Raw genomic sequence first — 24,717 nt, forward strand, 5'->3', positions numbered from 1 at the left:
CACACTTCGTCTCGTTTTCGATCGGTCTTTATGTCAACTCTGCGCACCTTTTTCATCATGGCCCTGCTGGGCTTGAGTCTTTCCATCAGCACGCTGCAAGCCGCCGAACCGCCGTCCAGCGAAGCCGTGCAGGCGAGCCTGAACAAGATCGCCGACCGCAAACTGCCGGAAGCCGATCAGAAAGCCCTGCAGAGCATTTTGCAAAGCACGTTGACGCAACTCACCAACAAGCGTGATTACGAGCAAAAACTGGCTGATCTCAAACAGCAGCTCGCTAGCGCACCGAAGCAGAACATCGAGAACCAGCGCGAATTGACCCGACTCAAGGCCACCAATGTGGTGCCGGTGGCGCAGCGCTATACCAAAGAGTCCATTCAGCAGCTTGAGCAGCTTTTGACCGAACGCTCGACGCAGCAAAGCGATCTGCAGAAAGCACTGGCCGAGGCCAACAGTCTGGTGATTACCGCCCAGACTCGTCCCGAGCGTGCGCAAGCGGAAATTTCCGCCAGCCAGACGCGCATTCAACAAATCAATAACATTCTTAAAATCGGCAAAGACAACGGCAAGACGTTGAGCGCTGAACAGCGCGACCAGCTCAACGCAGAGCTCGCGGCATTGAATGCGCTGATCCCGTTGCGTCGACAGGAACTGGCCGGCAACAGTCAGCTGCAGGATCTGGGCAACAGCCAGCATGATCTGCTGTCGGAAAAATCCGATCGCCTGGAGCGGGAAATCCAGGAGCTGCAAAACCTGATCAACCAGAAACGCCTGGCCCAGTCGCAAGAAACGGTGACCCAGCAGTCCATCGAAGCGCAGAAGGCTGGCGGCAGCACCCTGCTGGCCACCGAAAGCGCGGCCAACCTGAAGCTCTCCGACTACCTGCTCAAAAGCACCGACCGCCTCAACGAAGTCACCCAACAGAACCTGCAGACCAAACAGCAACTGGACAGCGTGACCCAGAGCGACTCGGCGCTGGACGAACAGATCAACGTGCTGAAGGGCAGCCTGCTGCTCTCCAAAATTCTGTACAAACAGAAACAGGCCCTGCCGCGCCTCCAGCTCGACCGCGACCTGGCTGACCAGATCGCCGACATTCGCCTGTATCAGTTCGAAGTCAGCCAGCAACGGGAACTGCTCAGCAATCCGACAACCTATGTCGATAACCTGCTGGCAACTCAACCGCCTGAGCAAGTCACCCCGCAACTGCGCAAGAGCCTGCTGGAACTGGCCACCACCCGCGCGGACTTACTGGAGCGTTTGAATCGCGAGCTGAGCGCAGTGCTCAACGAATCCATCACGCTGCAACTCAACCAGAAGCAATTGCTCAGCACTGCGCAAAGTCTAAGGGCTACGCTGGACGAGCAAATGTTCTGGATTCCCAGCAACAAGCCGCTGGATCTTGAGTGGATGCGCGGCGTGCCGGAGCGCCTGGAGCGTCAGGTCACCACCCTGCCGTGGGCCTCAAGCCTGAGCGAACTGACCGATGGCCTGACGCAGCGGCCGCTGCTGTTTCTGCCGCTGGCCTTTCTGATCGGAGCGCTGCTGTGGCGCCGTAAAAATCTCTATGCCCGCCTGAATAAAGTTCACCTGGACATCGGCCACTTCAAGCGCGACAGCCAGTGGCACACACCGCAAGCGATTCTGATCAACATCCTGCTGGCGATGCCCGTCGCCCTGGGTTTGGCCTTGTGCGGCCTGGCGTTGCAAATCGACGCCCGCGGGCAGAACGCCAATATGGGCGCGGCGCTGCTGCAAATGGCCCAAGCCTGGCTGGTGTTCTACACCGCCTACCGCATCCTCGCGCCGGGCGGCGTGGCCGAATTGCATTTCCGCTGGGAAAAACCTCAGGTCGAATTCCTTCAAGGCTGGATACGCAGACTCGGCCTGGTAGTGATGGCTTTGGTGGCGGTGGTAGCGGTCGCCGAGTTGCAACCAGCGATACTGGCCGATGACGTGCTCGGCATGCCGGTGGTGCTGACCTGCTACGCCTTGATGGCCTGGCTACTCAGCCGCCTGCTGGTTAGCAGCCCGACTCACCAGAACGCTTCACTGTTCCGCAAGGCCGTGGGGGTTCTGTTCACCGCCCTGCCGATCGCGTTGTTCGTCGCCGTGTGCTTTGGCTACTACTACACCGCGCTGAAACTCAGCGACCGATTGATCAACACGCTTTACCTGCTGATGTTCTGGCTGGTGATCGAAGCGACCTTCGTGCGCGGCCTCAGTGTTGCGGCACGGCGCCTGGCCTATCAACGCGCGCTTGCCAAACGCCAGGCTGCCAAAGAAGCAGGCGATGGCGAAGCGGTGATCGAAGAGCCGACCCTGGACATCGAGAAGGTCAACGAGCAGTCCCTGCGACTGATCCGCCTGGCCCTGCTCGGCGGTTTCATCGCGGCGCTGTATTGGGTCTGGTCGGACCTGATTTCAGTGTTCTCGTACCTGGACAACATCACCCTCTACGAATACACCAGCGGCACCGGCGCCAACATGAGCATGGTGCCGATCAGCATCGGCGACATGCTCGGCGCGTTGATTATCATCGGCATCACCTTTGCGCTGGCGCGCAACCTGCCGGGCTTACTGGAAGTGTTTGTGCTGTCGAAGCTGAACCTGGCGCAGGGCAGTGCCTACGCCACGACCACGCTGCTGTCCTATGTGATCGCCGGCATCGGTTTCGTCTCGACACTGTCCACGCTCGGCGTGAGCTGGGACAAGTTGCAATGGCTGGTGGCGGCGCTGTCGGTCGGTCTCGGTTTCGGGATGCAGGAGATTTTCGCCAACTTCATCTCCGGCATCATGATCCTGTTCGAACGCCCGGTGCGGATCGGCGACACCATCACCATCGGCAACCTGTCAGGCACGGTGAGCAAGATCCGCATCCGCGCCACGACCATCACCGACTTCGACCGCAAGGACATCATTGTCCCGAACAAGACATTCATCACCGGGCAACTGATCAACTGGTCCCTGACCGACACCATCACCCGGGTGACCCTCAAGCTCGGCGTCGACTACGGCTCGGACCTGGACCTGGTGAAAGAGCTGCTGCTCAAAGCTGCCCGGGATAACCCGCGTGTGCTGAAGGACCCGGAACCCCACGTGTACTTCCTGAACTTCGGCGAAAGCACCCTCGACCACGAATTGCGCATGCATGTGCGCGACCTCGGCGACCGTAACCCGGTACTCGACGAGGTCAACCGCTTCATCAATCGCGAGTTCAAGAAGCAGAAGATCAACATCTCGTTCCGACAGATGGAGGTCTACCTCAAGAACCTTCACGGCCAGGAATACAAGATGGTGCCGGTTGAGCCGGAAACCAAAACCATCGTGCCGCTGCCCGACGGCAATCCGCGGCGAGAGCCGCCGCCTGTCGAACTCGACTAACCGCTCTATCCCTAGCAGAATGCTCGGACATTCTGCTGGAGATGGCCGTTGAAAGCCCTCGACGAACTGACCTTCGACAATCGCTTCGCCCGCCTGGGCGACGCGTTCTCAACCCATGTGCTGCCCGAGCCCATCGCTGCTCCGCGACTGGTGGTCGCCAGCCCCGCCGCCATGGCGCTGCTGGACCTGGACCCGACGGAGGCCGAGAAACCGGTGTTCGCCGAGCTGTTCGGTGGCCACAAGCTCTGGGCCGAGGCCGAGCCGCGGGCGATGGTCTATTCCGGGCATCAGTTCGGTTCTTACAACCCGCAGTTGGGCGACGGTCGCGGCCTGTTACTGGGCGAGGTCTATAACGAAGCGGGCGAGCATTGGGACCTGCACCTCAAGGGCGCCGGTCAGACGCCTTACTCACGCATGGGCGATGGACGGGCGGTACTGCGTTCATCGATCCGCGAATTTCTCGCCTCCGAAGCCCTGCATGCCCTGAACATCCCCACCACTCGCGCTCTGTGCGTGATCGGCTCCGAAACGCCGGTCTGGCGCGAGAAACAGGAACGCGCGGCCATGGTCCTGCGCCTCTCGCCAAGCCATGTGCGCTTCGGACATTTCGAATTCTTCTACTACACCAAGCGCCCCGAACAACAGAAAGAACTCGGCGAGCACGTGCTGGCCATGCATTTCCCGCATTGCCTGGAACAGCCGGAACCGTACCTGGCGATGTTCCGCGAAATCGTCGAGCGCAATGCCGAGTTGATCGCCAAATGGCAGGCTTATGGGTTCTGCCACGGTGTGATGAACACCGACAACATGTCGATCCTGGGCATCACCTTCGACTTCGGCCCGTTCGCCTTCCTCGACGACTTCGACGCCCACTTCATCTGCAACCACTCCGATGACCAAGGCCGCTACTCCTTCAGCAATCAGGTGCCAATCGGCCAGTGGAACCTCAGCGCCCTCGCCCAGGCCCTGACGCCGTTCATCAGCGTCGAAGCCCTGCGCGAAACCCTCGGCCTGTACCTGCCGCTGTTCCAGGCCCACTACCTGGACCTGATGCGCCGCCGCCTCGGCCTCACCACTGCCGAAGACGACGACCAGAAACTGCTGGAGCACCTGCTGCAACTGATGCAGAACAGCGGCGTCGACTACAGCCTGTTCTTCCGCCGCCTCGGCGATGAGTCACCCGAACTGGCCGTCGCCCGTTTGCGCGATGACTTCGTCGACATCAAGGGCTTCGATGCATGGGGCGAGCTCTACATCGCCCGGGTTGCCCGTGAAGGCGTGGTTGACCAGGAACAGCGCCGCAAACGAATGCATGCGGTCAACCCGCTGTACATCCTGCGTAACTATCTGGCGCAGAAAGCCATCGATGCAGCGGAAAGTGGCGACTATGCGGAAGTTCGTCGTTTGCACGCGGTACTGAGCAATCCGTTCGAGGAGCAGCCGGGGATGGAGAGCTACGCCGAGCGGCCACCGGAGTGGGGCAAGCATCTGGAGATCAGTTGTTCGTCGTGAGGCTGAACAACGCTGAATTCAATCAGTCGGAGACACCAGCACTCGTAAGGTGTCTCTCTAACCAAGGAAGGTTATCGCCGCGCTTGATAAACATCATTTCCGACTCCAGATCAGTGCCATAGATTGCCTACTCATCCGGAGCCCGATCATGCCTGACCCACTCCTCATCCCCTGCCCCCACTGCAACGGCCTGAACCGCATCCCCGCCGAGCGCCTCAACGACCATCCCAAATGCGGTCGATGCAAGGCCGAGGTCCTGCTCAACAAGCCGTTCGAATTGAAACAAGGCGATTACGCCAGTCAAATCAAGGGCAACCTGCCGTTGCTGGTGGATGTGTGGGCGGACTGGTGTGGGCCGTGCAAGTCGTTTGCGCCGGTGTTCGAGCAGGCGGCAGGGCAATTGGCGGGCAAGTGTCGGCTGGCCAAGCTGGACAGCGAGGCGAATCAGCAGCTGTCGGCGCAGTTGGGGATTCGCTCGATCCCGAGCTTGATTCTGTTCAAGAACGGCCGGGAAGTGGCTCGCCAGAGCGGGGCCTTCCCGTTACCGCAGTTGATGAGCTGGTTGCGCAGTCAGGGGATCTGAAAACCACCGCGAAACTGTAGGAGCGAGGCTTGCCCGCGAAGAGGCCGGCACATTCGAAATCATTGTTGCCTGACACGACGCCTTCGCGGGCAAGCCTCGCTCCTACAGGGGCTTTTCAGGGATTTTCCAGCAGGTTGTGCAGGTCAACGAACTGCTGGGTCAGTTTGTGCCGCGGGTCGAGGTGGATCAGCGGCGTGTTGGCCTGATGGGATTCGCGCATGCGCACCGAGCTGGCCAGGTACACCGGCAACACCGGTAGCCCTTCGGCGATCAGTTCGTCGAGGATTTGCTGGGGCAAACTGGCGCGGGCCTGGAACTGGTTGACGACAATGCCTTCAACTTCCAGCCCTTCGTTGTGGTCCTCCTTCAATTCTTCGATTTCCGCCAACAGGCCATACAGCGCCTGACGCGAGAAACTGTCGCAGTCGAAGGGAATCAGCACACGATCAGCGGCGATCAAGGCCGAGACGGCATAGAAATTCAACGCTGGCGGCGTATCGAGGTAGATTCGGTCGTAATCGCCGTCGAGTTCCTCGAGCAATTTTCGCAGCTTGTTGATCTTGTGCTTGGCCTCAAGCTTGGGCTGCAAGTCGGCCAGCTCGGCGGTGGCGGTAACGACGTGAAGGTTGTCGAATGGGGTTTCGTAGATATCGACCTGATTTTTCTTCGAGAACGGCCCGGAGGACAGCGTCTGCTTGAAGAAGTCAGCGATCCCCATCGGGATATCATCACCGGTGAGTCCCGTCAGGTATTGAGTGGAGTTGGCCTGAGCATCGAGATCCACCAACAGCGTGCGATAGCCTTCGCTGGCGCTGACCGCCGCCAGATTACAGGCAATGCTTGATTTGCCCACGCCACCTTTCTGATTGAACACCACGCGCCGCATGTCAAAACCTCCGTGTATCAAAGAATGACCGAGTGTAGTAGTCCATGGCGCTGCTTAGCTACCTCGCTGGCATCGGGACTACACAGTCATTGGTAAATATCCGGTGGAAAAAGCCGCCAACTCTTCCATCGACAGCCGATAGAGCTGACAGACATGTCCGCCGCAACGTGGATAATGGCCAAACGACAGCTTTTGCCGCGAACCAGACGGTACATTTCGTTGCGCACAATGTAACCAGCATTTGCTACACGCCCGCCGCACCGGGATAATGCGCACCACTCGGCGTTAAGCGCCACGTAAGGTCAGCCGCGCTTTTTTGCGACTCACCGCGTCAAAGGAAGCCCGCAGGGGCGGGATGAATGTCTGTGATCAATTTCAACATCGCCCAATGGCGCGCATGGGCCCCTGGGCTTGAAAGCGTGGACGATTGGCAGGCCTGGAGCCGACAACCGGTCGTGCTCGAGCCCAGCGATGCCGCCCCCGATGTGTCGTTTCTGCCGGCCATGCAGCGTCGGCGACTCAGCCGTCTGGCCCGGATGGCATTCAGCGTTGGCTGGCCGTTGGCTGATGGACGCCAGGACCTGCCGTTGGTCTTTATTTCCCGCCACGGCGAAACCCCGCGCACTTTCGAAATTCTCAGCGATCTGGCGACTGACCAACCGTTGTCGCCCACCCAGTTCAGCTTGTCGGTGCACAACGCGGTCATCGGTCTGTGGTCGATCATGCGCGGCGAAACCAGCGAAATGACCGCCCTCGCTGCGGCCGGTGATGGCCTTGAACACGGCATGCTAGAGGCGGCGGCGCTGCTTGAGGAAGGGGCGCCCGCGGTACTGCTGGTGGTGACCGAAGAACAACCGCCCGCGGCCTACTCGGCCTGGATCGACGACGTGCCATTCCCTTATGCAGTCGGCCTGCTGATTACGCCCGGCAATGAGTGGCAGCTGTCGCTGAACAGCACCTCGCAAGCGTTGTCCAAAGCCCACTGGCCCCATGCCCTGAATCTGTTGCGTACCCTGCTCGGCCAGCAGACTTCCTGCCAACATGCCTGGAAAAATCGTGTATGGACCTGGCAACGCAACCCGTAACCGATAAAAACCGCGACGCCTATTACTGGCGCCTGCTGGCCACTGCCGCAAGCTTCACCCTGTTCGGGTTGGGCGGGCTTTGCCTGCGACTGGTGGTGTTTCCGCTGTTGAGCTGCCTGCCGGGAGACGCCCAGGCCCATCGTCAGCGGGCACGACAGACCGTCAGCGGGTGTTTCTGGTTTTTCATTCGATTCATGGCTCGCACTGGCGTGCTGACCTATGACATTCAAGGGGCGGACAAACTCGGACGGCCAGGCCAGATGATCGTCGCCAATCACCCCTCGTTGATCGATGTGGTGTTTTTGATCGGCCTGGTGGGCCACTCCAACTGTGTGGTCAAGAAAAGCCTCTGGGAAAACCCGTTCACCCGCGGCCCGCTACGCCGCACCGATTACATCAGCAACGACGGCAGCATGGACATGCTCGACGCCGCTGCCGAGGCCCTGAAAAGCGGTCAGACCCTGATCATTTTCCCCGAGGGCACCCGCACCCAACCCGGTAAACCGCCGGCCTTTCATCGGGGGGGCGCGGCAATCGCCCTGCGCGGTGCGAGAATCCTCACCCCGGTGATCATCAAGGTCAGCCCGACCACATTGACCAAGGCCGAACCCTGGTATCGGATCCCCAAACGCCGCGTGCACTTCAGTTTTCGTGTCGGGGCCGATATAGACCCACAGACCTTCGCCGCGCTGGGCGCTGCACCTCAAGCCTCGCGCAAGCTCAATGACTATTTGCACTCTTACTTTATCAAGGAGCTCGCCGAAGATGAGCGATCTACAACCCAATAGCCTGATGCTGGAAATCAAAGAATTGATCATCGAAGCGCTGGGTCTCGAAGACATCAGCGTCGACGACATCGGCGATGAACAAACGCTGTTCGGCGAAGGCCTGGGCCTGGACTCGGTAGATGCCCTGGAACTCGGCTTGGCGATTCAGAAAAAGTACGGCATCAAAATCGATGCCGACGCCAAGGACACCCGTAATCACTTCACCAACGTGGCGAGCCTTGCGGCGTTCGTCACTGCAAAACAGGCAGCTTGAGACCGGACCATGCAAACTCGTGACGATATTTTCAATACCCTGCGCGATGCCCTGGTCGAACTCTTCGAGCTGGAACCCGAGCGCATCAGCCTGGGGTCCAACCTGTATCAGGATCTGGAAATCGACAGCATCGATGCGGTCGACCTGATCGATCACATCAAACGCCAGACCGGCAAGAAAATCGCCGCCGAAGAATTCAAATCGGTGCGTACCGTCAGCGACGTGGTCGAGGCGGTCTACCGTCTGGTTCAACCCGCCGCATGAGCCGACTGATCGGCCTGGGCCTGCTGCTGGCAGGCCTGTTGTACCCCTTTGCGGTGTATTTCGGCATGGAGCATTTTGCCCCGTGGCAGTTCGGTCTGCTGCTGGGTAGCCTGTGGCTGGCACGGGCGCTGACCGGCGAGCGGCGCCCCGGCAGCCTGTGGATGGCCACGGTCGCCATCGGTTTTTGTCTGCTGCTGGCGCTGTTCGACAGCCCGGTGCTGCTGCGCTGGTACCCGGTGCTGATCAGCGGGTTCATGCTGGTGCTGTTCGGCCTGAGCCTGAAATACGGCCCACCGATGATCGAACGCCTGGCCCGTCTGCGAGAACCGGAATTACCGGCCAGGGCTATTCGCTACACCCGCCAGGTGACGATTGCCTGGAGCGTGTTTTTTCTCTGCAACGGCTTGTGCGCCGCCGCCCTGACCCTTTGGGCGCCGCTGAGTTGGTGGATGTTGTACACCGGCCTGATCTCCTATGGATTGATTGGCCTGATGTTTGCCATTGAATGGCTGATACGACAACGGGTAAGAGGCCGCCCATGAATTGGATAACACTTGAGCAACTGTTGCTCAAGGCTCAGCCAGACCGAGCCGTGACGGTGGAACCTGCGTTGAATCACGCGCAATTGTGCGAACAGGCCCAGAGCCTGGCTGCCGGCCTCCAAGCGCAAGGCGTGCAGCGCATCGCCGTGCACCTTGAGGACGCTGCCGACCTGGCCATTGCCCTGCTCGGCGCCTGGCGTGCCGGGGTCAGCGTGCTGCTGCCCGCCGACCTGCAAGCGCAGACTCGCCAGCGCTGGTCGACCGAGGTCGATCTGTGGCTGACCGATCAGGCCGATGATGCGCACCTGAGCGATTATCGGTATCCACCGCTGCCCGCCAACCCGCTGGATCTGGATCGCTGTCAGCTGAGCCTGTGCACCTCCGGCTCCAGTGGCGAACCCAAGCGCATCGACAAAACCCTGCGCCAACTGGCCAATGAAGTCGAAGCGCTGGAGCACCTATGGGGCGCAGATCTGGGCGAAGCCTGCATCATCGGCAGCGTCGCCACTCAACACATCTACGGTTTGCTGTTTCGGGTGCTGTGGCCGTTGTGCGCCGGGCGCTCGTTCGTGCGTAAACAACTGGCCTTCCCGGAAGACCTGCAGCGCGCCAGCCGCGAATACCCGGTTTTCGCCTGGGTCGCCAGCCCGGCGCTGCTCAAGCGCATGGGCGACAACCTCGACTGGCCAGCGCTGAGCGCGGTGCGCCGAGTGTTTTCCTCCGGTGGTGCATTGCCCGCCGAAGCGGCGCAAAGCCTGCATGAGCGCCTGCAACAATGGCCGACAGAAATTTTCGGCAGCTCGGAAACCGGCGGCATCGCCTGGCGTCAGGGCCAGAATCTCTGGCAGCCCTTCGCCGATGTTGCGCTGAGCCAGGACAGCGATGGCGCCCTGCTTATTGCGTCGCCGTACTTGCCGGCCGGCCATATCGAGCACACCGCCGATGCCGCGCGCATCGCCACCGACGGCCGTTTCGAGCTGTTGGGACGGCTGGACCGAATCGTCAAACTGGAAGAAAAACGTATCTCGCTACCGATGCTCGAACAAGCTCTGATGACCCATGAGTGGGTCGCTGAAGCGCGGCTTGGCGTCGTCCAGGAAAACCGTGCTTCGCTGGGCGCGCTGCTGGTGTTGAGCGAGCAGGGTTTGCATGCCTTGCGCAATCAGGGTCGACGCACTCTTACTCAGGAATTGCGCCAACACCTGAGCCAGCATTGCGAGGCACTCGCCCTGCCCCGTCGCTGGCGCCTGTTGCGACAATTGCCACTGAACGCTCAAGGCAAACTGCCCCAAGCTGAAGTGGAGACCCTATTGCTGGCGCCACGCCCAAAGGCGCCGCAAGTGCTGGAACAGATCGACACCGATGGCGAGTGGAGCCTGCAACTGGCCGTCCCGCCAGACCTGGCGTATTTCAGCGGCCATTTCCCTCAGACGCCGGTATTGCCCGGTGTTGTGCAGGTGGATTGGGCGCTGAGCCTTGGTCAGCAATTGATGGACCTGCCGGCAAAATTCGCCGGTATGGAAGTGCTGAAATTCCAGCAACTGGTACGCCCCGGTGACGAAATCCAGTTGCACCTGCGCTTCGACTCGGCGCGCAGCAAATTGTATTTCGCCTATCGCAATGAAACCGCCACCTGCTCCAGTGGGCGGATTTTGCTGGAGGCCTCAGGCGATGCATAACCCCTGCGCCGTAATCCCGGTCTACAACCACGAAACCGCAATCACTGCCGTGGTCGATGCCCTGCTTGCCAGTGGCCTGCCATGCATTCTGGTGGACGATGCCAGCAGCCCGGCCTGTGCCAAGGTGCTTGACCAACTGGCCCTGCGTGACCGGGTTTACCTGATCAGGCTCACCATCAATCAAGGCAAGGGCGGCGCGGTGATGACCGGTTTGCGGGAAGCCTCGCGCCTGGGCTTCAGCCACGCCTTGCAGGTGGACGCCGATGGCCAGCACGACCTGCAAGACGTAAAAGTCTTCATCGAGCATTCACGCACCCATCCCGAGGCCGTGATCTGCGGCTATCCGCAATACGACGCCAGTGTGCCGAAAGGTCGTTTGTACGCCCGCTATCTGACGCACGTCATGGTCTGGATAAACACCCTGTCGTTGCAGATTCGCGACTCGATGTGCGGCTTTCGCGTCTATCCATTGCCGCCGACCCTGGCACTGATCGACTCGGCCAGGATCGGCAAGCGTATGGACTTCGACTCCGACATCCTGGTGCGCCTGGCCTGGCGTAACCAGCCGATGCAGTGGCTGCAAACCAAAGTCCGTTACCCGCAGGATGGCGTCTCGCATTTCCGCCTGTTCCACGACAACGTACTGATTACGAGCATGCACACCCGGCTGTTCTTCGGCATGTTGCTGCGCGCACCGGTGATCCTCTGGCGACGGTGGCGAGCATGAGCGACAACGCAGACAAACAGCACTGGGCCGACCGCCAGGAGCGTGGCAGCTTTTGGCTGATGAAGTTCACCGCGCTCTGCGCAAAAGTCTTGGGCCGCCGACTGCTGAGCCCGCTGCTGTACGGCATCGTGCTGTACTTTTTCCTGTTCGGGCGCAGCGCCCGCCAAAGCGCCTGGCAATACCAGCAGCGGCTCGCTGACTGGAGCGGTCGTCGCGAACTGCGCCCGACCCATTGGCGGGTGTTCGGCCAGTTCATGGCTTTCGCCGACTCCATGCTCGACAAACTCGATGTGTGGAACGGCAAGCTGAGCATCGATCAAATCGAAATCATCGACCCGGCGCTGCTGCGTAATAAACTGCGCGGCACACGCGGGCAAATGCTGGTGGGTGCGCACCTGGGCAATCTCGAGGTCTGCCGGGCGCTGGCCGAGATCGGTGAGAAAGTCACCATGAACGTGCTGGTGCACACCAAGCACGCCGAACAATTCAACCGTCTGCTGGGCGAAGCCGGGGCGACCAATCTGCGGCTGATTCAGGTCAGCGAGCTGGACCCGGTGATCATGCTGCAACTGCATGAACGCCTGGAGCGCGGCGAATGGCTGGCGATTGCCGGCGACCGCGTGCCGTTGCATGGCGGGCGCAGCGTGACGGTGGATTTTCTCGGCCATCAGGCAGCGTTCCCGCAAGGCCCATGGTTGCTGGCCGGCCTGCTGAAATGCCCGATCAACCTGATGCTGTGCCTGAAGAAACCGACGGGCGACTATCGACTTACCCTCGAACCGTTCGCCGACGCCATCGTGTGGAAACGCAGCGACCGCGAACAGGTCATTCATCAGTGGGCCTCCCGCTACGCCGAACGCCTGAGTCACTATTGCCTCGAAGCGCCCCAACAATGGTTCAACTTTTACCCTTTCTGGAAGACCGATGACGACGCCAACGCTTGAGCCGGTAACCTTCGGCGAACTCCCTTTGCGCATCGAAGACGTGCTGGCCCTGGCCAACCGTCAGGTGCCGACGCAGTTGCAGGGCGACCCCGAGTTTCGCCAGCGCATCGCCAAGGGCCCGCAGTTCCTTGATTCCCTGTTGGACAAGGAAGGCGTGATCTATGGCGTGACCACCGGTTATGGCGACTCCTGCGTGGTGGCGGTGCCGCTGCACCATGTCGAAGCCTTGCCCCGTCATCTGTATACCTTCCACGGCTGCGGTCTGGGCAAACTGCTCGACGCCCAAGCTACCCGCGCGGTGCTGGCGGCGCGTTTGCAGTCGCTGTGCCAGGGCGTTTCCGGGGTACGCGTGGAACTGCTGGAGCGTCTGCAAGCCTTCCTCGAATACGACATCCTGCCGCTGATTCCGGAAGAAGGTTCGGTGGGCGCCAGCGGTGATCTGACGCCGCTGTCCTACGTCGCCGCGACCTTGTCCGGCGAGCGCGAAGTGATGTTCCGTGGTGAGCGTCGACAAGCCGCCGATGTGCACAGCGAACTGGGCTGGGAACCGCTGGTTTTGCGCCCCAAAGAAGCGCTGGCGTTGATGAACGGCACCGCCGTGATGACCGGCCTCGCCTGCCTGGCTTACGCCCGCGCTGATTACCTGCTGCAACTGGCCACGCGCATTACCGCGCTGAACGTGGTCGCTTTGCAGGGCAACCCGGAGCACTTCGACGAGCGTCTATTCGCCACCAAACCCCATCCCGGGCAGATGCAAGTCGCTGCGTGGTTGCGCAAGGACCTGGCGATCGATGCGCCGACCGCGCCGCTGCATCGCCTGCAAGACCGTTATTCCCTGCGCTGTGCGCCGCACGTACTCGGTGTGCTGGCCGACAGCCTGAACTGGCTGCGCTCGTTCATCGAGATCGAACTCAACAGCGCCAACGACAACCCGATCATCGACGCCGAAGCTGAACGCGTGCTGCACGGCGGGCACTTCTACGGCGGCCATATCGCGTTCGCCATGGACAGTCTGAAAACCCTGGTGGCGAACGTCGCTGACTTGCTCGACCGTCAGCTCGCACTGTTGGTGGACGAGCGTTACAACCATGGCTTGCCGAGCAACCTGTCTGGCGCAACCGCCGACCGCGCGATGCTCAACCACGGCTTCAAGGCCGTGCAGATCGGCACCAGCGCCTGGACCGCCGAGGCCCTGAAAAACACCATGCCGGCCAGCGTCTTCTCGCGTTCCACCGAGTGCCACAACCAGGACAAAGTCAGCATGGGCACCATCTCTGCCCGCGACGCCATTCGTGTGCTGGAGCTGACCGAACAGGTCGCCGCCGCCACGCTGCTGGCCGCCAACCAAGGCGTCTGGCTGCGCGGCCAGGCTGAAGACGCGCGCCCACTGCCACCGGCCCTGGCCGCGATGCACGAAGAATTGGCCAAGGACTTCCCGCCGGTCATCGAAGACCGTGCCCTGGAAAGCGAATTGCGCCTGTGCCTGCAACGTATCGCCGAACAACACTGGAGGCTGCATGCGTAGCAAGGGAGTGCTGCACACCGACACGGAAATCCTCGTACCGTTCTTTGACGTCGACACCATGAACGTGGTCTGGCACGGCCATTACGTCAAATACCTGGAAGTCGCCCGCTGTGCGCTGCTGGACAAGATCGGCCACAACTACGACGCCATGGTGGCGTCGGGTTACGCGTGGCCGGTGATCGACTTGCAGCTGCGCTATGTGCGTGGTGCGGTGTTCGGCCAGAAGCTGAATGTGCGCGCCAGCCTGGTGGAGTGGGAAAACCGCCTGAAGATCAGTTACCTGATCAGCGATCTGGCCACCGGCGAGCGCCTGACCCGCGCCTGTTCCGTGCAGGTCGCCGTCGACATGAGCAGCCGCGAAATGCAGTTGGCCTCACCGAAGGTGTTCACCGACGCGGTTGAAAGGATGCTCCCATGAATTCGCTGTTCAAATGCCTCGGCGCTTTAGCGTTGCTCGGGCTTTCATCATTGGCGCAGGCTTTCGATCTACAGCAACTCAGCGGTCAACTGGCCAAACCCGATGTGATCCACGGCAGTTTCATCCAGGAAAAACACCTGCGCGCCCTGCCCCAGCCGCTGACCAGCAAGGGCACCTTCGTTTTGGCAAAGAATCACGGCCTGCTCTGGCTGCTGAAAACGCCGCTGCAACAGGACTACCGCATCAACGACAAAGGCATTGCCCGGCGTGATGCCAACGGTTGGCAAATGCTGCCGAACAAGAGTGCCGGCGCCGAGCAGAACCGCTTGTTCCTAGCGGTGCTGCAAGGCGACAGCAGTGGCTTGCAACGGGATTTCGAGCTTTCGCTGAGCGGCGACGCACAAAACTGGAAGCTGACCCTGACCCCGCGTTCGATGCTGCTCAAGCAGGTGTTCAATCAGATCAACATTGACGGCGGCGAACTGGTGCACAGCATCGAGCTGCTCGAAACCCAGGGTGACCGAACCCTGTTGCGCCTGCAGGACAGCACCAGCGCACAACCTTTAAGCGATGCGGAGCAACATGACTTTGCCGAGTGAACGGATGCTGCCGCGGCTGTTTCTGATCCTGCTGCTGGCGGTGCTCGCGCTCGCCGGCTGGCAATGGCGTGACGGTGCACCGCTGTCGGCCAACCTGATGGAACTGGTGCCAGGCACCGCGCCAGACGCGCTGGAACTGCGTGCCGAACAACGCATGCAAGAACCGCTGAACCGGGAAATGTTGGTGCTGGTCGGCCATAAAGACCGCCAGCAAGCCATCGCCATGGCGCAAAAACTCGGCGAGCAGTGGCAGGCCAGCGGTGTCTTCGAAAAAGTCCAGTGGAACCTGCAGGCCGACTTGCCGGCGCTGCGCGCACAATTGCTGCAAGGTCGCTTGGCGATGTTGTCCGTGGCCGACCGACAGCAACTCATCGAGCACCCCGATGCCTTTATTCAGCAACGGGTACAAGCCCTGTTCGACCCGTTCACCGGCTTTAGCCTGGTGCCGAGCCAGGACGACTGGCTCGGCCTGACCGGACGCATTCAGAACAGTCAGCCGCAGCATGGTTCGGTGCAACTGGACATCGGCAGCGGTACGCTGGTTGCCGAGGCCGACGGCAAGAGTTGGGTGATGCTGCGGGCGCGAACCGCCGGCAACGCGTTCGACATGAACCTGCCGCTGCAAGTGGCTGACCTACTCCAGCACAGTCGCGAAGAAGCCGCCCAGGCCGATGTGCAACTGCTCGCCGCCAGCGGCCTGTTGTACGCCGCCAGCGGTCAACGGCAAGCCGCGCGCGAAATGACCTGGGTCGGCGGCGGCGCCACGATCGGGATTTTGTTGCTGCTGTTGCTGGCCTTCCGGCGTTGGCGGGTATTGCTGGCGTTCGTCCCGGTGCTGGTGGGCATGTTGTTCGGTGCGGTCGCCTGCGTGGCGCTGTTCGGTCACATGCATGTGATGACACTGGTATTGGGCTCAAGCCTGATCGGCGTGGCGGTGGATTACCCGCTGCATTACCTCTCGAAAAGCTGGAGCCTGAAACCCTGGCACAGCTGGCCGGCGTTACGCCTGACCCTACCGGGGCTGACGCTGAGCCTGATCACCAGTTGCATCGGCTACCTGGCCCTGGCCTGGACGCCGTTTCCGGCCCTGACCCAAATTGCCGTGTTCTCCGCTGCCGGCCTGGTGGGCGCCTATCTGTCGGCAGTGTGCCTGTTGCCGGCGCTGCTCAAGGGCGTGGTTCTGCGGCCGGCGCAATGGCCGATGCGCATCGCCGAGAAGTTGCTGGAGCTGCGTGAATCGCTGCTGAAATACTTGCGCACGCCGGTGCTGCTGGCACTGCTGATCGCCTTCTGTGTCGGCGGTCTGTTGCAGCTGCAGAGCAAAAACGATATTCGCCAATGGGTCGGCACGCCGCAGCAACTGACCGACGAAGCCCAGACCATCGCGCGCATCACCGGCTATCAACCTACCAGCCAGTTCTTCCTGGTGCGCGCGGCCAATCAGCAGGCGTTGCTCGAACGCCTGACGGCACTGAGCGAGCGTCTGGATCAGTTGGTCAATCTGGAAAAACTTCAGGGCTATCTATCGCTCAATCAACTGGTCAGCCAGCCAAGCGAACAGCGCAAAGTGCGTGAAGCACTGAACAAGCTGCCGCAGTTCTGGCAACCGTTGCTCGCCCTCGGCGTGCCGGCCGCCGCATTGCAGGCCGAGTTGGCAACGTTGCAGGCGCTGCCCATTGAAGACATCGACGCAGCGCTGGCCGGCCCATTGGCGGAACCCTATCGCACGCTGTGGCTGGGGCCGACCGATGACGGCGTGGCCGCGATGGTCAGCCTGCAAGGCTTGAACAATCCCACGCTGTTGCGGGTCCAGGCACTGGACTTGCCGGGTGTGGAACTGGTGGATCGTCTCGGCGAACTGAACCAGGTTTTCGCCGCCACTCAAATCAGTGCTGCTGAATTGAAACTCGCTTCCTGCGTGCTGATCGTGCTGGTGCTGATCCTGCCATTCGGTTTCGGTGGCGCGTTGCGTATCGTCTCTTTGCCGCTACTGGCGGCCCTGTGCAGTCTGGCAAGCCTCGGTTGGCTCGGTCAGCCGCTGACGCTGTTCAGCCTGTTCGGCCTGCTGCTGGTGACGGCCATCAGCGTCGATTACGCGATCCTCATGCGCGAACAGATCGGCGGCGCTGCGGCGAGCCTTTTGGGTACGTTGCTGGCAGCGGTGACCACTTGGCTGTCGTTCGGCTTGCTGGCAGTGTCCAGCACGCCGGCGGTAAGCAACTTCGGCCTGTCCGTGAGCCTCGGCCTGGCGTTCAGCTTCATCCTGGCACCGTGGGCCGGACGCCAAGTCCACGCCGCCCCAGTCGTGGAGCCGGCAGCATGATGGTCGCTGCGTTCTGGTTGATGGCCCTGGTGTTGTTCGCCATGGCCACCCGTATCGGTCGTCATTTCGGTCTGATTCCGATCGTCAGCCAGTTGTTGCTGGCGACCTTCGGCCTGCCGTTGTTGATGTACTTCTGGATCGAACCGGGCTGGCAACTGAGTGGTGCCGACCTGATCTCGCCGAGCTGGCTGAAGAACCTCTACAGTTTGAGCTTTGCCTTGCTGCTGGGGCACATCCTCAGCGACGTGATCGACCTGCGGCTGGAACGCCAGAGCCTGAAGATCGCCCTGCCGAGTTTCTGCATTCCGTTTGCCTGCGGGCTGGCGACAGCGGTCTGGCTGTTGCCGCCGCAGCCGTGGATCAGCTCGCTGGCGGTCGGTCTGCTGTTCGCCATCACCGCGATTCCGGTGTTGTATCTGTACCTGCGACACATCAACTACCCGCCCGCTGCCACCCGACGCCTGGTGCAGACCGCGATCCTGATCGACCTGATCTGCTGGACCCTGTTCGCGTTCGCCCAGGGCAGCCTGCACCTGAGCAGCCTCTTGCTGCCGCTGGCCGGCGCCTGCCTGCCATTGTTGCTGCGACTGCTCGGGTTGCGCCAACCGTTGCTGCACAGCGGCTGCTTCTTCGCGCTGCTGGTGGTCGCCGAACACTTCAAACTCAATGCGCTTATTTTCGGCATCGGCTATCTGCTGTGCATGGCCGCGCTCAAGGTGCCATTGGTGCTGCCATTGTCGGCGACGTGGATGAGCCGTTTGCAGACCTGGATCGCCATCCCGTTGATCCTCACGTTCGGCATCGTGCAGATCAACGTGCACAGCGCCATCGACAGTCTCAGCGGGATGCAACTGGCCGCGCTCCTGCTGTTGCCGATCGCCAGCAAACTGTTGGGCAACTGGCTGGGCCTCGGCTGGGCTGGCGCCTCGTTTGAAGGTGCCAGCCGCTGGCGGGAAAGCCTTTTACTGAATATTCGCGGCTTGAGCGAGATCGTCTTTCTCAACCTGCTGCTGCAACAACAGCTCATCAGCCCGGCGCTGTATTTCGCGCTGATGTTGATGGGCCTGATCGCAACCCTGCTGCCGGCACTGGCCGGCATGCACCGAATCCCTTTGAACATCGCCGCCCCGGCAAGGAGCACCCGTGCCAATAGTTGAAATGGAACGTCGCCAGGTACTGGTGATCGGTGCTGGCCCCTCGGGTGCCATCGCCGCCGCGCTGCTCAAGCGCAAAGGTCATGATGTGTTGATGATCGAGCGCCAGCATTTCCCACGGTTTTCCATCGGTGAAAGCCTGCTGTCCCACTGCCTGGATTTCGTCGAAGAAGCCGGCATGCTCGAGGCGGTAAATGCTGCTGGTTTCCAGCGCAAAAACGGGGCGGCGTTCGCTTGGGGCGATCAGTACAGCGCCTTCGATTTCGGCGACACGTTCACCAACGGCAAGCCGACGACGTTCCAGGTCCAGCGCGCCGACTTCGACAAGCTGCTGGCCGATCAGGCTGCGCTGCAAGGTGTCGATGTCCGTTATGGCGAAGCCATTGTCAGCGCCGATTTCAGCCTGGCGAAACCGCAGCTCGATGTACTTCGCGAAGACGGCAGCCAATACCGCGTCGAGGCCGACTTCGTGCTCGATGCCAGCGGCTACGGTCGCGTGCTGCCGCGCTTGCTGGACCTTGAAGCACCGTCGAACTTCCCGGTGCGCCAGGCCGTGTTCACCCACGTCGAAGACTGTATCGACAACCCGGCTTTCGACCGGGAGAAAATCCTCATCACCACCCATCCGACCCAGCGCGATATCTGGTTCTGGACCATCCCGTTCAGCAACGGCCGTTGCTCGGTGGGCGTGGTGGCGGCCGCCGAACACTTCGAAGGCCGCACTGAGAATCTGGACGACTGCCTGCGCGGCTTCATCGCCGAAACCCCAAGCCTGGCCGGTGTGCTGAACAACGCCGTGTGGGATACGCCCGCGCGAACCATCGGCGGCTATTCGGCCAACGTCAAAACCCTGCATGGCCCAGGTTTCGCCCTGCTGGGCAATGCGGCGGAATTTCTCGACCCGGTGTTCTCCTCTGGTGTGACCATCGCCATGCGTTCGGCGAGCATGGCCGCTGGGGTACTGCACCGCCAACTGCAAGGTGAAAGCGTCGACTGGCAGACCGAGTTCGCCGAACCGCTCAAGCGCGGCGTCAACACCTTCCGCTGCTACGTCGAAGGCTGGTACGCGGGGACCTTTCAGGATGTGATTTTCTATCAGGGCGGCACAGCGGATATCCGCCGCATGATCAGCTCGATCCTCGCGGGTTACGCCTGGGATGAACGCAACCCGTTCGTCAGCGAACCCAAACGTCGACTGCGGATGATCTCGGACCTTTGCGCACAGGATCCGACATGAGTTATTTGAGCGACAACTACGTCGAAGAGACCCGTTTTGGTTTCTGGTTCCTGCGCAGCCACACCTGGCAGCACCATGTATTGCGAGTGGCGATCAATGATTTGCGTGATCTGTTCAGCGCGCCATTGCCCGACAACCCGGTATTACTGGATGCCGGTTGCGGCCAGGGCAAGTCGTTCCAGTACCTGCGCCAGACCTTCGCGCCTCGGCGCCTGATCGGGCTGGATGCCGACCCTCACAGCCTGAACCTGAGCGGCGAAGAAGCGGCCCGCCAGGGCATGGATGTAGAACTGATCGGCAGTGACTGCGCGAGCATCAAAATACCGGACGCCAGCGTCGATCTGCTGTTCTGTCATCAGACCTTCCATCACCTTGTCGAGCAGGATCAGGCCCTGGCCGAGTTCTATCGAGTGCTCAAGCCGGGCGGCTATTTGTTGTTCGCCGAGTCCACCGAGGCTTACATTGATACGTGGGTGATTCGCTGGCTGTTCCGCCACCCGATGCACGTGCAGAAGAGCGCCGCCGGCTACCTGGAGATGAATCGTCGGCAGGGTTTTGAATTCGGCCCGCAGAACGTGTCTTACCCTTACTTGTGGTGGAGTCGCGCCAAGGATTTCGGCCTGCTCGAACGCTTCGGCCTGCGCCAGCCCAAAACCTTTGGCCAACGGGAAGAAACCCTGGTCAATGTAGTTGCGCGTAAGCCCGTTGAAGGGTGTGCCTGATGATCCGTTTCCTGCTTCTGGGTTGTGTCCTGTTGCTGAGCGCTTGCGCCAGCCAGGCACCGCTGCCCGAGCAAACCCCGAGCCTGGCATTGCCGCTGCAATTGCACATCGAACGGCAGATGGCCGAGCAACGTCAGGACTGGTTGCTGGTGATCCAGCGCGAAGGCCCGGGCATTCGCTGGTCGATGATGGACCCTTTGGGGATTCCCGTGGCACGACAGAAGCTGATCGATGGCCAATGGCAGGCCGACGGCCTGCTGCCGCCCAATCCGGAAGCCCGGGAGCTGTTCGCTGCCTTATTGTTTGCGTTGACCCCTGCGGGCGAGTTGCATCGCAACTATCCCGCCGCCCGGCAGGATGGCGGGCAACGATCCTTGTCACCCCGCTGGAACATCCGCTATTCACAACCACTGAGCTTTGAATTGAACGTATCCCAAGGCCCGCACTATCGCGTCACTCCGTTAGGCGAGCACACGCCATGACGGCTTATCTGAACGCCCTCGGGGTGATCTGCGCCCTGGGCCGCGACAAGCAGGAAGTCGCCCGCAACCTGTTTGCCGGCGATTGCTCGGGCATGCGCAGCGAGGCCGGCTGGGTGGTGGATCGCACGTTGCCGGTCGCGGCGGTGCGCGGTGAGCTGGCACCGATTCCGGCTGAGCTGGCGCATCAAAGCAGTCGCAACAATCAATTGCTGCTGGAGGCTGCGCTACAGATTCGCGCAGACATCGAACAAGCGATCCAGACCTACGGCCGCGACCGTATCGGCGTAATCCTGGGCACCAGCACCTCGGGCATTCACGAGGCCAGCAGCGGCCTGGCGCATTACATCCGCGAGCATCAGTTCCCTGCCGATTATGACTATCAGCAACAGGAACTCGGCGCGCCGGCGACGTTTCTCGCCGACTGGCTGCAATTGAGCGGCCCGGCCTATGTGATTTCCACCGCCTGCACCTCCAGCGCCCGTGCGTTGATGAGTGCTCAACGACTGCTCGATCTGGGCGTGTGCGACGCCGTGTTGTGCGGCGGTGTCGACAGTTTGTGCAAGCTGACCCTCAACGGTTTCTCGGCACTGGAAGCGGTGTCCGAACAGCGCTGCAACCCGTTTTCGGCAAACCGTAACGGCATCAATATCGGCGAAGCGGCGGTGCTGTTTCTGATGAGCAAAAGCGCCGGCAATGGCCAACCGATTGCCCTGCTGGGCAGTGGCGCCAGCTCCGATGCACACCATATTTCCGCGCCGGAGCCGACCGGCCGTGGCGCCCTGCAAGCGATGCGCAAAGCCTTGAGCCGCGCAGGCCTGCAACCGCAGCAAATCGGTTATCTGAACCTGCACGGCACCGCCACGCAACACAACGACGCCATGGAAAGCCTGGCGGTGACGGCGCTATTCCCGCAAGGCGTGCCCTGCTCGTCGACCAAACCGATGACCGGCCATACCCTCGGCGCTGCCGGTGCCCTGGAGGCGGCGTTCTGCTGGTTGAGCCTGAGCGCGGACAACCGCGAGCAATCCCTGCCGCCCCACGTCTGGGACGGCCAGCTCGACCCCGAATTGCCGGCCCTGGATTGGGTGACCCCGATTGACCACCTGACGTCCATTGCACCTCGCTACCTGATGAGCAATTCCTTTGCCTTCGGTGGCAATAACGTCAGCCTGATTATCGGAGACGCTCCATGATTACCTGGCCGCTCGCCGAACTGCTGCCGCATGCCGGCGACATGATCCTCATTGAGCAAATCCTGTCGTTCGATGACGAGCAAATTCACACCCGACTTACCGTCAAACCCGGCGGCCTGTTCAATCGCCCCGACGGCAGCCTGCCGGCCTGGGTCGGCATCGAGCTGATGGCCCAGAGCGTCGCCGCGTACGCCGGCTGCCATGCGCGTCAGAAAGGCAATGCGGTGGAACTGGGTTTCCTGCTCGGCACCCGTAAATTCGAATGCAACGTGGAACACTTCCCCGCCGGCACCGAGTTGACCATCCATGGAATACGCTCGCTGGAAGACGACAACGGCATGGGTGTGTTCGAATGCCACCTCACCGCCCCCGGCATCCACGCCACCGCCCGGCTGAACGTGTTCCGCCCGCCTCAAGCCGCGCAATATCTTCATGAACCCCAAGGAGTCGAGTGATGACTGAATCCGTACTGGTCACCGGCTCCAGCCGTGGTATCGGCCGCGCCATTGCGTTGCGTCTGGCTCGGGCCGGGCATGACATCGTGCTGCATTGCCGCAGCGGCCTTGCGGATGCCGAAGCCGTCAAGATCGAAGTCGAGGCCCTGGGCCGCAACGCTCGCATCCTGCAATTCGACGTGTCCGACCGTGCCCGTTGCAAAGCTATTCTCGAAGCCGATGTCGAAACCCATGGCGCCTATTACGGCGTGGTGCTCAACGCTGGCCTGACCCGCGATGGTGCTTTTCCGGCCCTGAGCGAGGAGGATTGGGATCTGGTGATGCGCACCAATCTCGACGGTTTCTACAACGTGCTGCACCCGGTAATGATGCCGATGATCCGTCGTCGCGCCGCCGGACGGATTGTCTGCATCACCTCGGTCTCCGGCCTGATCGGCAATCGCGGCCAGGTCAATTACAGCGCGTCCAAGGCCGGTTTGATCGGCGCAGCCAAGGCGCTGGCGATCGAACTGGGCAAGCGCAAAATCACTGTTAACTGTGTCGCACCCGGCCTGATCGACACGGCGATGCTCGACGAAAACGTGCCGGTGGAAGAACTGATGAAAATGATCCCCGCACAACGCATGGGCACACCGGAAGAGGTGGCTGGTGCGGTGAATTTCCTGATGTCGGCGGAAGCGTCGTACATCACCCGGCAGGTTCTGGCCGTCAATGGAGGCCTGTGCTGATGAAGCGCGTCGTCGTCACCGGCATGGCCGGCATCACCTCACTGGGCAGCGACTGGGACACCATCGCCGGCAACTTCGCGGCCAACCGCAGCGGCATCCGCCGCATGGACGAGTGGGATCGTTTTACCGAACTCAACACGCGCCTGGCCGGGCCGATCGATGACTTCAAAGTCCCAAGCCACTGGACCCGCAAGCAACTGCGCAGCATGGGCCGCGTCTCGCGGCTCGCTGTTGGTGCTGCTGAGCAAGCGTTGGCGGACGCCGGGCTGCTGGGTGACGAGTCGATCAAGGACGGACGCATGGGCGTTTCCTGCGGCTCGTCCACCGGCAGCACCGACGAGATCAAGGCGTTCGGCAACATGCTGCTCAACTCAGTGGCCGAAGGCTTGAACGCCAACTCCTACGTGCGGATGATGCCGCACACCACAGCAGCCAACGTCAGCATCTTCTTCGGCCTCACTGGCCGACTGATTCCGACCTCCAGTGCCTGCACCAGTGGCAGCCAAGGCATCGGTTACGCCTATGAATCGATCAAGTTCGGCCGCCTGCCGCTGATGCTCGCCGGCGGCGCCGAAGAGCTGTGCCCGACTGAAGCCATGGTGTTCGATGCGCTCTACGCCACCAGCCTGAAAAACGATGCCCCGCAAACCAGCCCTCGCCCTTACGACACCGGTCGCGATGGCCTGGTGATCGGTGAAGGCGGCGGCATGCTGGTGCTCGAAGAACTCGAACACGCCCTGGCGCGCGGTGCACATATCCACGCCGAGATCGTCGGTTTCGGCAGCAACGCCGATGGTCAGCACGCCACCCGCCCGGAGCAGCTCACCATGCGCAGGGCCATGGAACTCGCCCTGGAAGACGCCGGACTGCAGCCTTCGGACATCGGCTACGTGAACGGTCACGGCACCGCGACAGAACAGGGCGACATTGCCGAAACACTGGCCACCAGCGCGTTGTTCGGCGAACACATGCCGATCAGTTCGCAGAAGAGTTTCCTCGGTCACACCCTGGGAGCCTGCGGCGCGCTGGAGTCCTGGTTCAGCATCGAAATGATGAACCGCGACCAGTACGTGCACACCTTCAACCTCGATGAAGTCGATCCGCAGTGCGGCAAGCTCGATTACCTGCGCGGTGAATTCCGGCAGATGAGCAACCAGTACGTGATGAACAACAATTTCGCTTTTGGTGGGGTCAACACCTCGTTGATTTTCCGCCGCTGGTCGTAATCGAATTACCT

Annotated in this window: 24 protein-coding genes; 23 read left to right on the forward strand and 1 reads right to left on the reverse strand. The window is 61.3% G+C overall.

Features of this window, described 5'->3' with window-relative positions:
• The first annotated feature begins 30 nt into the window (after positions 1 to 30).
• The 3 genes from mscK (at position 31) to trxC (ending at position 5,476) form a co-directional block, all read left to right on the forward strand.
• The gene (gene mscK, locus F6R97_RS12225) at positions 31 to 3,381 is read left to right on the forward strand and encodes a mechanosensitive channel MscK (protein WP_315866610.1); all 3,351 of its coding nucleotides are present in this window, start codon (positions 31 to 33) and stop codon (positions 3,379 to 3,381) included.
• Between the two features lie 48 nt (positions 3,382 to 3,429).
• The gene (gene selO / locus F6R97_RS12230; protein ID WP_315866611.1) at positions 3,430 to 4,893 is read left to right on the forward strand and encodes a protein adenylyltransferase SelO; all 1,464 of its coding nucleotides are present in this window, start codon (positions 3,430 to 3,432) and stop codon (positions 4,891 to 4,893) included.
• Positions 4,894 to 5,041: 148 nt separating this feature from the next.
• On the forward strand, positions 5,042 to 5,476 hold the full coding sequence (gene trxC / locus F6R97_RS12235; protein WP_038978638.1) for a thioredoxin TrxC: 435 nt from the start codon (positions 5,042 to 5,044) through the stop codon (positions 5,474 to 5,476).
• Between the two features lie 115 nt (positions 5,477 to 5,591).
• On the opposite strand, the gene F6R97_RS12240 is transcribed toward trxC, so the two are convergent.
• Positions 5,592 to 6,362, reverse strand: a complete 771-nt coding sequence (locus F6R97_RS12240; RefSeq protein WP_038978637.1) for a ParA family protein — start codon at positions 6,360 to 6,362, stop codon at positions 5,592 to 5,594.
• A gap of 359 nt (positions 6,363 to 6,721) precedes the next feature.
• Here F6R97_RS12240 and F6R97_RS12245 point away from each other — a divergent pair, with 359 nt between their 5' ends.
• From F6R97_RS12245 to F6R97_RS12340, 20 genes are read left to right on the forward strand one after another with little or no spacing between them, the layout of a single operon-like run.
• Positions 6,722 to 7,447: a beta-ketoacyl synthase chain length factor gene (locus F6R97_RS12245; RefSeq protein WP_038978636.1), complete on the forward strand. Its 726-nt coding sequence runs from the start codon at positions 6,722 to 6,724 to the stop codon at positions 7,445 to 7,447.
• Positions 7,423 to 8,235 (forward strand): lysophospholipid acyltransferase family protein, encoded by an 813-nt coding sequence (locus F6R97_RS12250; protein ID WP_038978635.1) that lies wholly within the window; start codon positions 7,423 to 7,425, stop codon positions 8,233 to 8,235. Before F6R97_RS12245 ends, F6R97_RS12250 begins: the two co-directional genes overlap by 25 nt.
• Complete coding sequence (locus F6R97_RS12255; protein WP_038978634.1) at positions 8,213 to 8,488, forward strand: phosphopantetheine-binding protein; 276 nt, start codon at positions 8,213 to 8,215, stop codon at positions 8,486 to 8,488. The genes F6R97_RS12250 and F6R97_RS12255 overlap by 23 nt, the downstream gene beginning before the upstream one ends.
• Positions 8,489 to 8,497: 9 nt before the next feature.
• On the forward strand, positions 8,498 to 8,752 hold the full coding sequence (locus F6R97_RS12260; protein ID WP_007903178.1) for an acyl carrier protein: 255 nt from the start codon (positions 8,498 to 8,500) through the stop codon (positions 8,750 to 8,752).
• On the forward strand, positions 8,749 to 9,294 hold the full coding sequence (locus F6R97_RS12265; RefSeq protein WP_038978633.1) for a membrane protein: 546 nt from the start codon (positions 8,749 to 8,751) through the stop codon (positions 9,292 to 9,294). Before F6R97_RS12260 ends, F6R97_RS12265 begins: the two co-directional genes overlap by 4 nt.
• Positions 9,291 to 10,973: an AMP-binding protein gene (locus F6R97_RS12270; protein ID WP_315866612.1), complete on the forward strand. Its 1,683-nt coding sequence runs from the start codon at positions 9,291 to 9,293 to the stop codon at positions 10,971 to 10,973. Before F6R97_RS12265 ends, F6R97_RS12270 begins: the two co-directional genes overlap by 4 nt.
• On the forward strand, positions 10,966 to 11,700 hold the full coding sequence (locus F6R97_RS12275) for a glycosyltransferase family 2 protein (RefSeq protein WP_048396088.1): 735 nt from the start codon (positions 10,966 to 10,968) through the stop codon (positions 11,698 to 11,700). The genes F6R97_RS12270 and F6R97_RS12275 overlap by 8 nt, the downstream gene beginning before the upstream one ends.
• Complete coding sequence (locus F6R97_RS12280) at positions 11,697 to 12,644, forward strand: glycosyl transferase (protein WP_048396087.1); 948 nt, start codon at positions 11,697 to 11,699, stop codon at positions 12,642 to 12,644. Before F6R97_RS12275 ends, F6R97_RS12280 begins: the two co-directional genes overlap by 4 nt.
• The gene (locus F6R97_RS12285; RefSeq protein ID WP_315866613.1) at positions 12,625 to 14,169 is read left to right on the forward strand and encodes an aromatic amino acid ammonia-lyase; all 1,545 of its coding nucleotides are present in this window, start codon (positions 12,625 to 12,627) and stop codon (positions 14,167 to 14,169) included. The genes F6R97_RS12280 and F6R97_RS12285 overlap by 20 nt, the downstream gene beginning before the upstream one ends.
• Positions 14,162 to 14,587 carry an acyl-CoA thioesterase gene (locus F6R97_RS12290; RefSeq protein WP_038978628.1) on the forward strand — a complete coding sequence of 142 codons (426 nt, stop codon included), beginning with the start codon at positions 14,162 to 14,164 and terminating at the stop codon, positions 14,585 to 14,587. The genes F6R97_RS12285 and F6R97_RS12290 overlap by 8 nt, the downstream gene beginning before the upstream one ends.
• Positions 14,584 to 15,186, forward strand: coding sequence for an outer membrane lipoprotein carrier protein LolA (locus F6R97_RS12295; RefSeq protein WP_048396085.1), 603 nt, complete (start codon positions 14,584 to 14,586; stop codon positions 15,184 to 15,186). The genes F6R97_RS12290 and F6R97_RS12295 overlap by 4 nt, the downstream gene beginning before the upstream one ends.
• On the forward strand, positions 15,170 to 17,509 hold the full coding sequence (locus F6R97_RS12300; protein WP_048396084.1) for an MMPL family transporter: 2,340 nt from the start codon (positions 15,170 to 15,172) through the stop codon (positions 17,507 to 17,509). Before F6R97_RS12295 ends, F6R97_RS12300 begins: the two co-directional genes overlap by 17 nt.
• Positions 17,506 to 18,666, forward strand: a complete 1,161-nt coding sequence (locus F6R97_RS12305) for a hypothetical protein (RefSeq protein WP_048396083.1) — start codon at positions 17,506 to 17,508, stop codon at positions 18,664 to 18,666. Before F6R97_RS12300 ends, F6R97_RS12305 begins: the two co-directional genes overlap by 4 nt.
• On the forward strand, positions 18,653 to 19,900 hold the full coding sequence (locus F6R97_RS12310) for an NAD(P)/FAD-dependent oxidoreductase (RefSeq protein ID WP_315866614.1): 1,248 nt from the start codon (positions 18,653 to 18,655) through the stop codon (positions 19,898 to 19,900). Before F6R97_RS12305 ends, F6R97_RS12310 begins: the two co-directional genes overlap by 14 nt.
• Positions 19,897 to 20,622, forward strand: coding sequence for a class I SAM-dependent methyltransferase (locus tag F6R97_RS12315; RefSeq protein ID WP_315866615.1), 726 nt, complete (start codon positions 19,897 to 19,899; stop codon positions 20,620 to 20,622). The genes F6R97_RS12310 and F6R97_RS12315 overlap by 4 nt, the downstream gene beginning before the upstream one ends.
• The gene (locus tag F6R97_RS12320) at positions 20,622 to 21,104 is read left to right on the forward strand and encodes a hypothetical protein (RefSeq protein ID WP_315866616.1); all 483 of its coding nucleotides are present in this window, start codon (positions 20,622 to 20,624) and stop codon (positions 21,102 to 21,104) included. The genes F6R97_RS12315 and F6R97_RS12320 overlap by 1 nt, the downstream gene beginning before the upstream one ends.
• On the forward strand, positions 21,101 to 22,297 hold the full coding sequence (locus F6R97_RS12325) for a beta-ketoacyl-[acyl-carrier-protein] synthase family protein (RefSeq protein WP_038978621.1): 1,197 nt from the start codon (positions 21,101 to 21,103) through the stop codon (positions 22,295 to 22,297). The genes F6R97_RS12320 and F6R97_RS12325 overlap by 4 nt, the downstream gene beginning before the upstream one ends.
• Positions 22,294 to 22,752, forward strand: a complete 459-nt coding sequence (locus F6R97_RS12330; protein ID WP_007899158.1) for a hotdog family protein — start codon at positions 22,294 to 22,296, stop codon at positions 22,750 to 22,752. The genes F6R97_RS12325 and F6R97_RS12330 overlap by 4 nt, the downstream gene beginning before the upstream one ends.
• Positions 22,752 to 23,480: a 3-oxoacyl-ACP reductase FabG gene (gene fabG, locus F6R97_RS12335; protein WP_038978620.1), complete on the forward strand. Its 729-nt coding sequence runs from the start codon at positions 22,752 to 22,754 to the stop codon at positions 23,478 to 23,480. The genes F6R97_RS12330 and fabG overlap by 1 nt, the downstream gene beginning before the upstream one ends.
• Positions 23,480 to 24,706 carry a beta-ketoacyl-ACP synthase gene (locus tag F6R97_RS12340; RefSeq protein ID WP_048396079.1) on the forward strand — a complete coding sequence of 409 codons (1,227 nt, stop codon included), beginning with the start codon at positions 23,480 to 23,482 and terminating at the stop codon, positions 24,704 to 24,706. Before fabG ends, F6R97_RS12340 begins: the two co-directional genes overlap by 1 nt.
• The last annotated feature ends 11 nt before the right edge of the window (positions 24,707 to 24,717 follow it).

Origin of the sequence: Pseudomonas sp. JV414 (assembly GCF_032424305.1) — a bacterium.
GTDB lineage: Bacteria > Pseudomonadota > Gammaproteobacteria > Pseudomonadales > Pseudomonadaceae > Aquipseudomonas > Aquipseudomonas lini.

Coding starts and splice junctions, on each gene's coding strand:
- mscK (WP_315866610.1), top strand. CDS start 31: ATGTCAACTCTGCGCACCTTTTTCATCATGGCCCTGCTGGGCTTGAGT.
- trxC (WP_038978638.1), top strand. CDS start 5,042: ATGCCTGACCCACTCCTCATCCCCTGCCCCCACTGCAACGGCCTGAAC.
- F6R97_RS12240 (WP_038978637.1), bottom strand. CDS start 6,362: ATGCGGCGCGTGGTGTTCAATCAGAAAGGTGGCGTGGGCAAATCAAGC.
- F6R97_RS12245 (WP_038978636.1), top strand. CDS start 6,722: ATGTCTGTGATCAATTTCAACATCGCCCAATGGCGCGCATGGGCCCCT.
- F6R97_RS12250 (WP_038978635.1), top strand. CDS start 7,423: ATGGACCTGGCAACGCAACCCGTAACCGATAAAAACCGCGACGCCTAT.
- F6R97_RS12255 (WP_038978634.1), top strand. CDS start 8,213: ATGAGCGATCTACAACCCAATAGCCTGATGCTGGAAATCAAAGAATTG.
- F6R97_RS12260 (WP_007903178.1), top strand. CDS start 8,498: ATGCAAACTCGTGACGATATTTTCAATACCCTGCGCGATGCCCTGGTC.
- F6R97_RS12265 (WP_038978633.1), top strand. CDS start 8,749: ATGAGCCGACTGATCGGCCTGGGCCTGCTGCTGGCAGGCCTGTTGTAC.
- F6R97_RS12270 (WP_315866612.1), top strand. CDS start 9,291: ATGAATTGGATAACACTTGAGCAACTGTTGCTCAAGGCTCAGCCAGAC.
- F6R97_RS12275 (WP_048396088.1), top strand. CDS start 10,966: ATGCATAACCCCTGCGCCGTAATCCCGGTCTACAACCACGAAACCGCA.
- F6R97_RS12280 (WP_048396087.1), top strand. CDS start 11,697: ATGAGCGACAACGCAGACAAACAGCACTGGGCCGACCGCCAGGAGCGT.
- F6R97_RS12285 (WP_315866613.1), top strand. CDS start 12,625: ATGACGACGCCAACGCTTGAGCCGGTAACCTTCGGCGAACTCCCTTTG.
- F6R97_RS12290 (WP_038978628.1), top strand. CDS start 14,162: ATGCGTAGCAAGGGAGTGCTGCACACCGACACGGAAATCCTCGTACCG.
- F6R97_RS12295 (WP_048396085.1), top strand. CDS start 14,584: ATGAATTCGCTGTTCAAATGCCTCGGCGCTTTAGCGTTGCTCGGGCTT.
- F6R97_RS12300 (WP_048396084.1), top strand. CDS start 15,170: ATGACTTTGCCGAGTGAACGGATGCTGCCGCGGCTGTTTCTGATCCTG.
- F6R97_RS12305 (WP_048396083.1), top strand. CDS start 17,506: ATGATGGTCGCTGCGTTCTGGTTGATGGCCCTGGTGTTGTTCGCCATG.
- F6R97_RS12315 (WP_315866615.1), top strand. CDS start 19,897: ATGAGTTATTTGAGCGACAACTACGTCGAAGAGACCCGTTTTGGTTTC.
- F6R97_RS12320 (WP_315866616.1), top strand. CDS start 20,622: ATGATCCGTTTCCTGCTTCTGGGTTGTGTCCTGTTGCTGAGCGCTTGC.
- F6R97_RS12325 (WP_038978621.1), top strand. CDS start 21,101: ATGACGGCTTATCTGAACGCCCTCGGGGTGATCTGCGCCCTGGGCCGC.
- F6R97_RS12330 (WP_007899158.1), top strand. CDS start 22,294: ATGATTACCTGGCCGCTCGCCGAACTGCTGCCGCATGCCGGCGACATG.
- fabG (WP_038978620.1), top strand. CDS start 22,752: ATGACTGAATCCGTACTGGTCACCGGCTCCAGCCGTGGTATCGGCCGC.
- F6R97_RS12340 (WP_048396079.1), top strand. CDS start 23,480: ATGAAGCGCGTCGTCGTCACCGGCATGGCCGGCATCACCTCACTGGGC.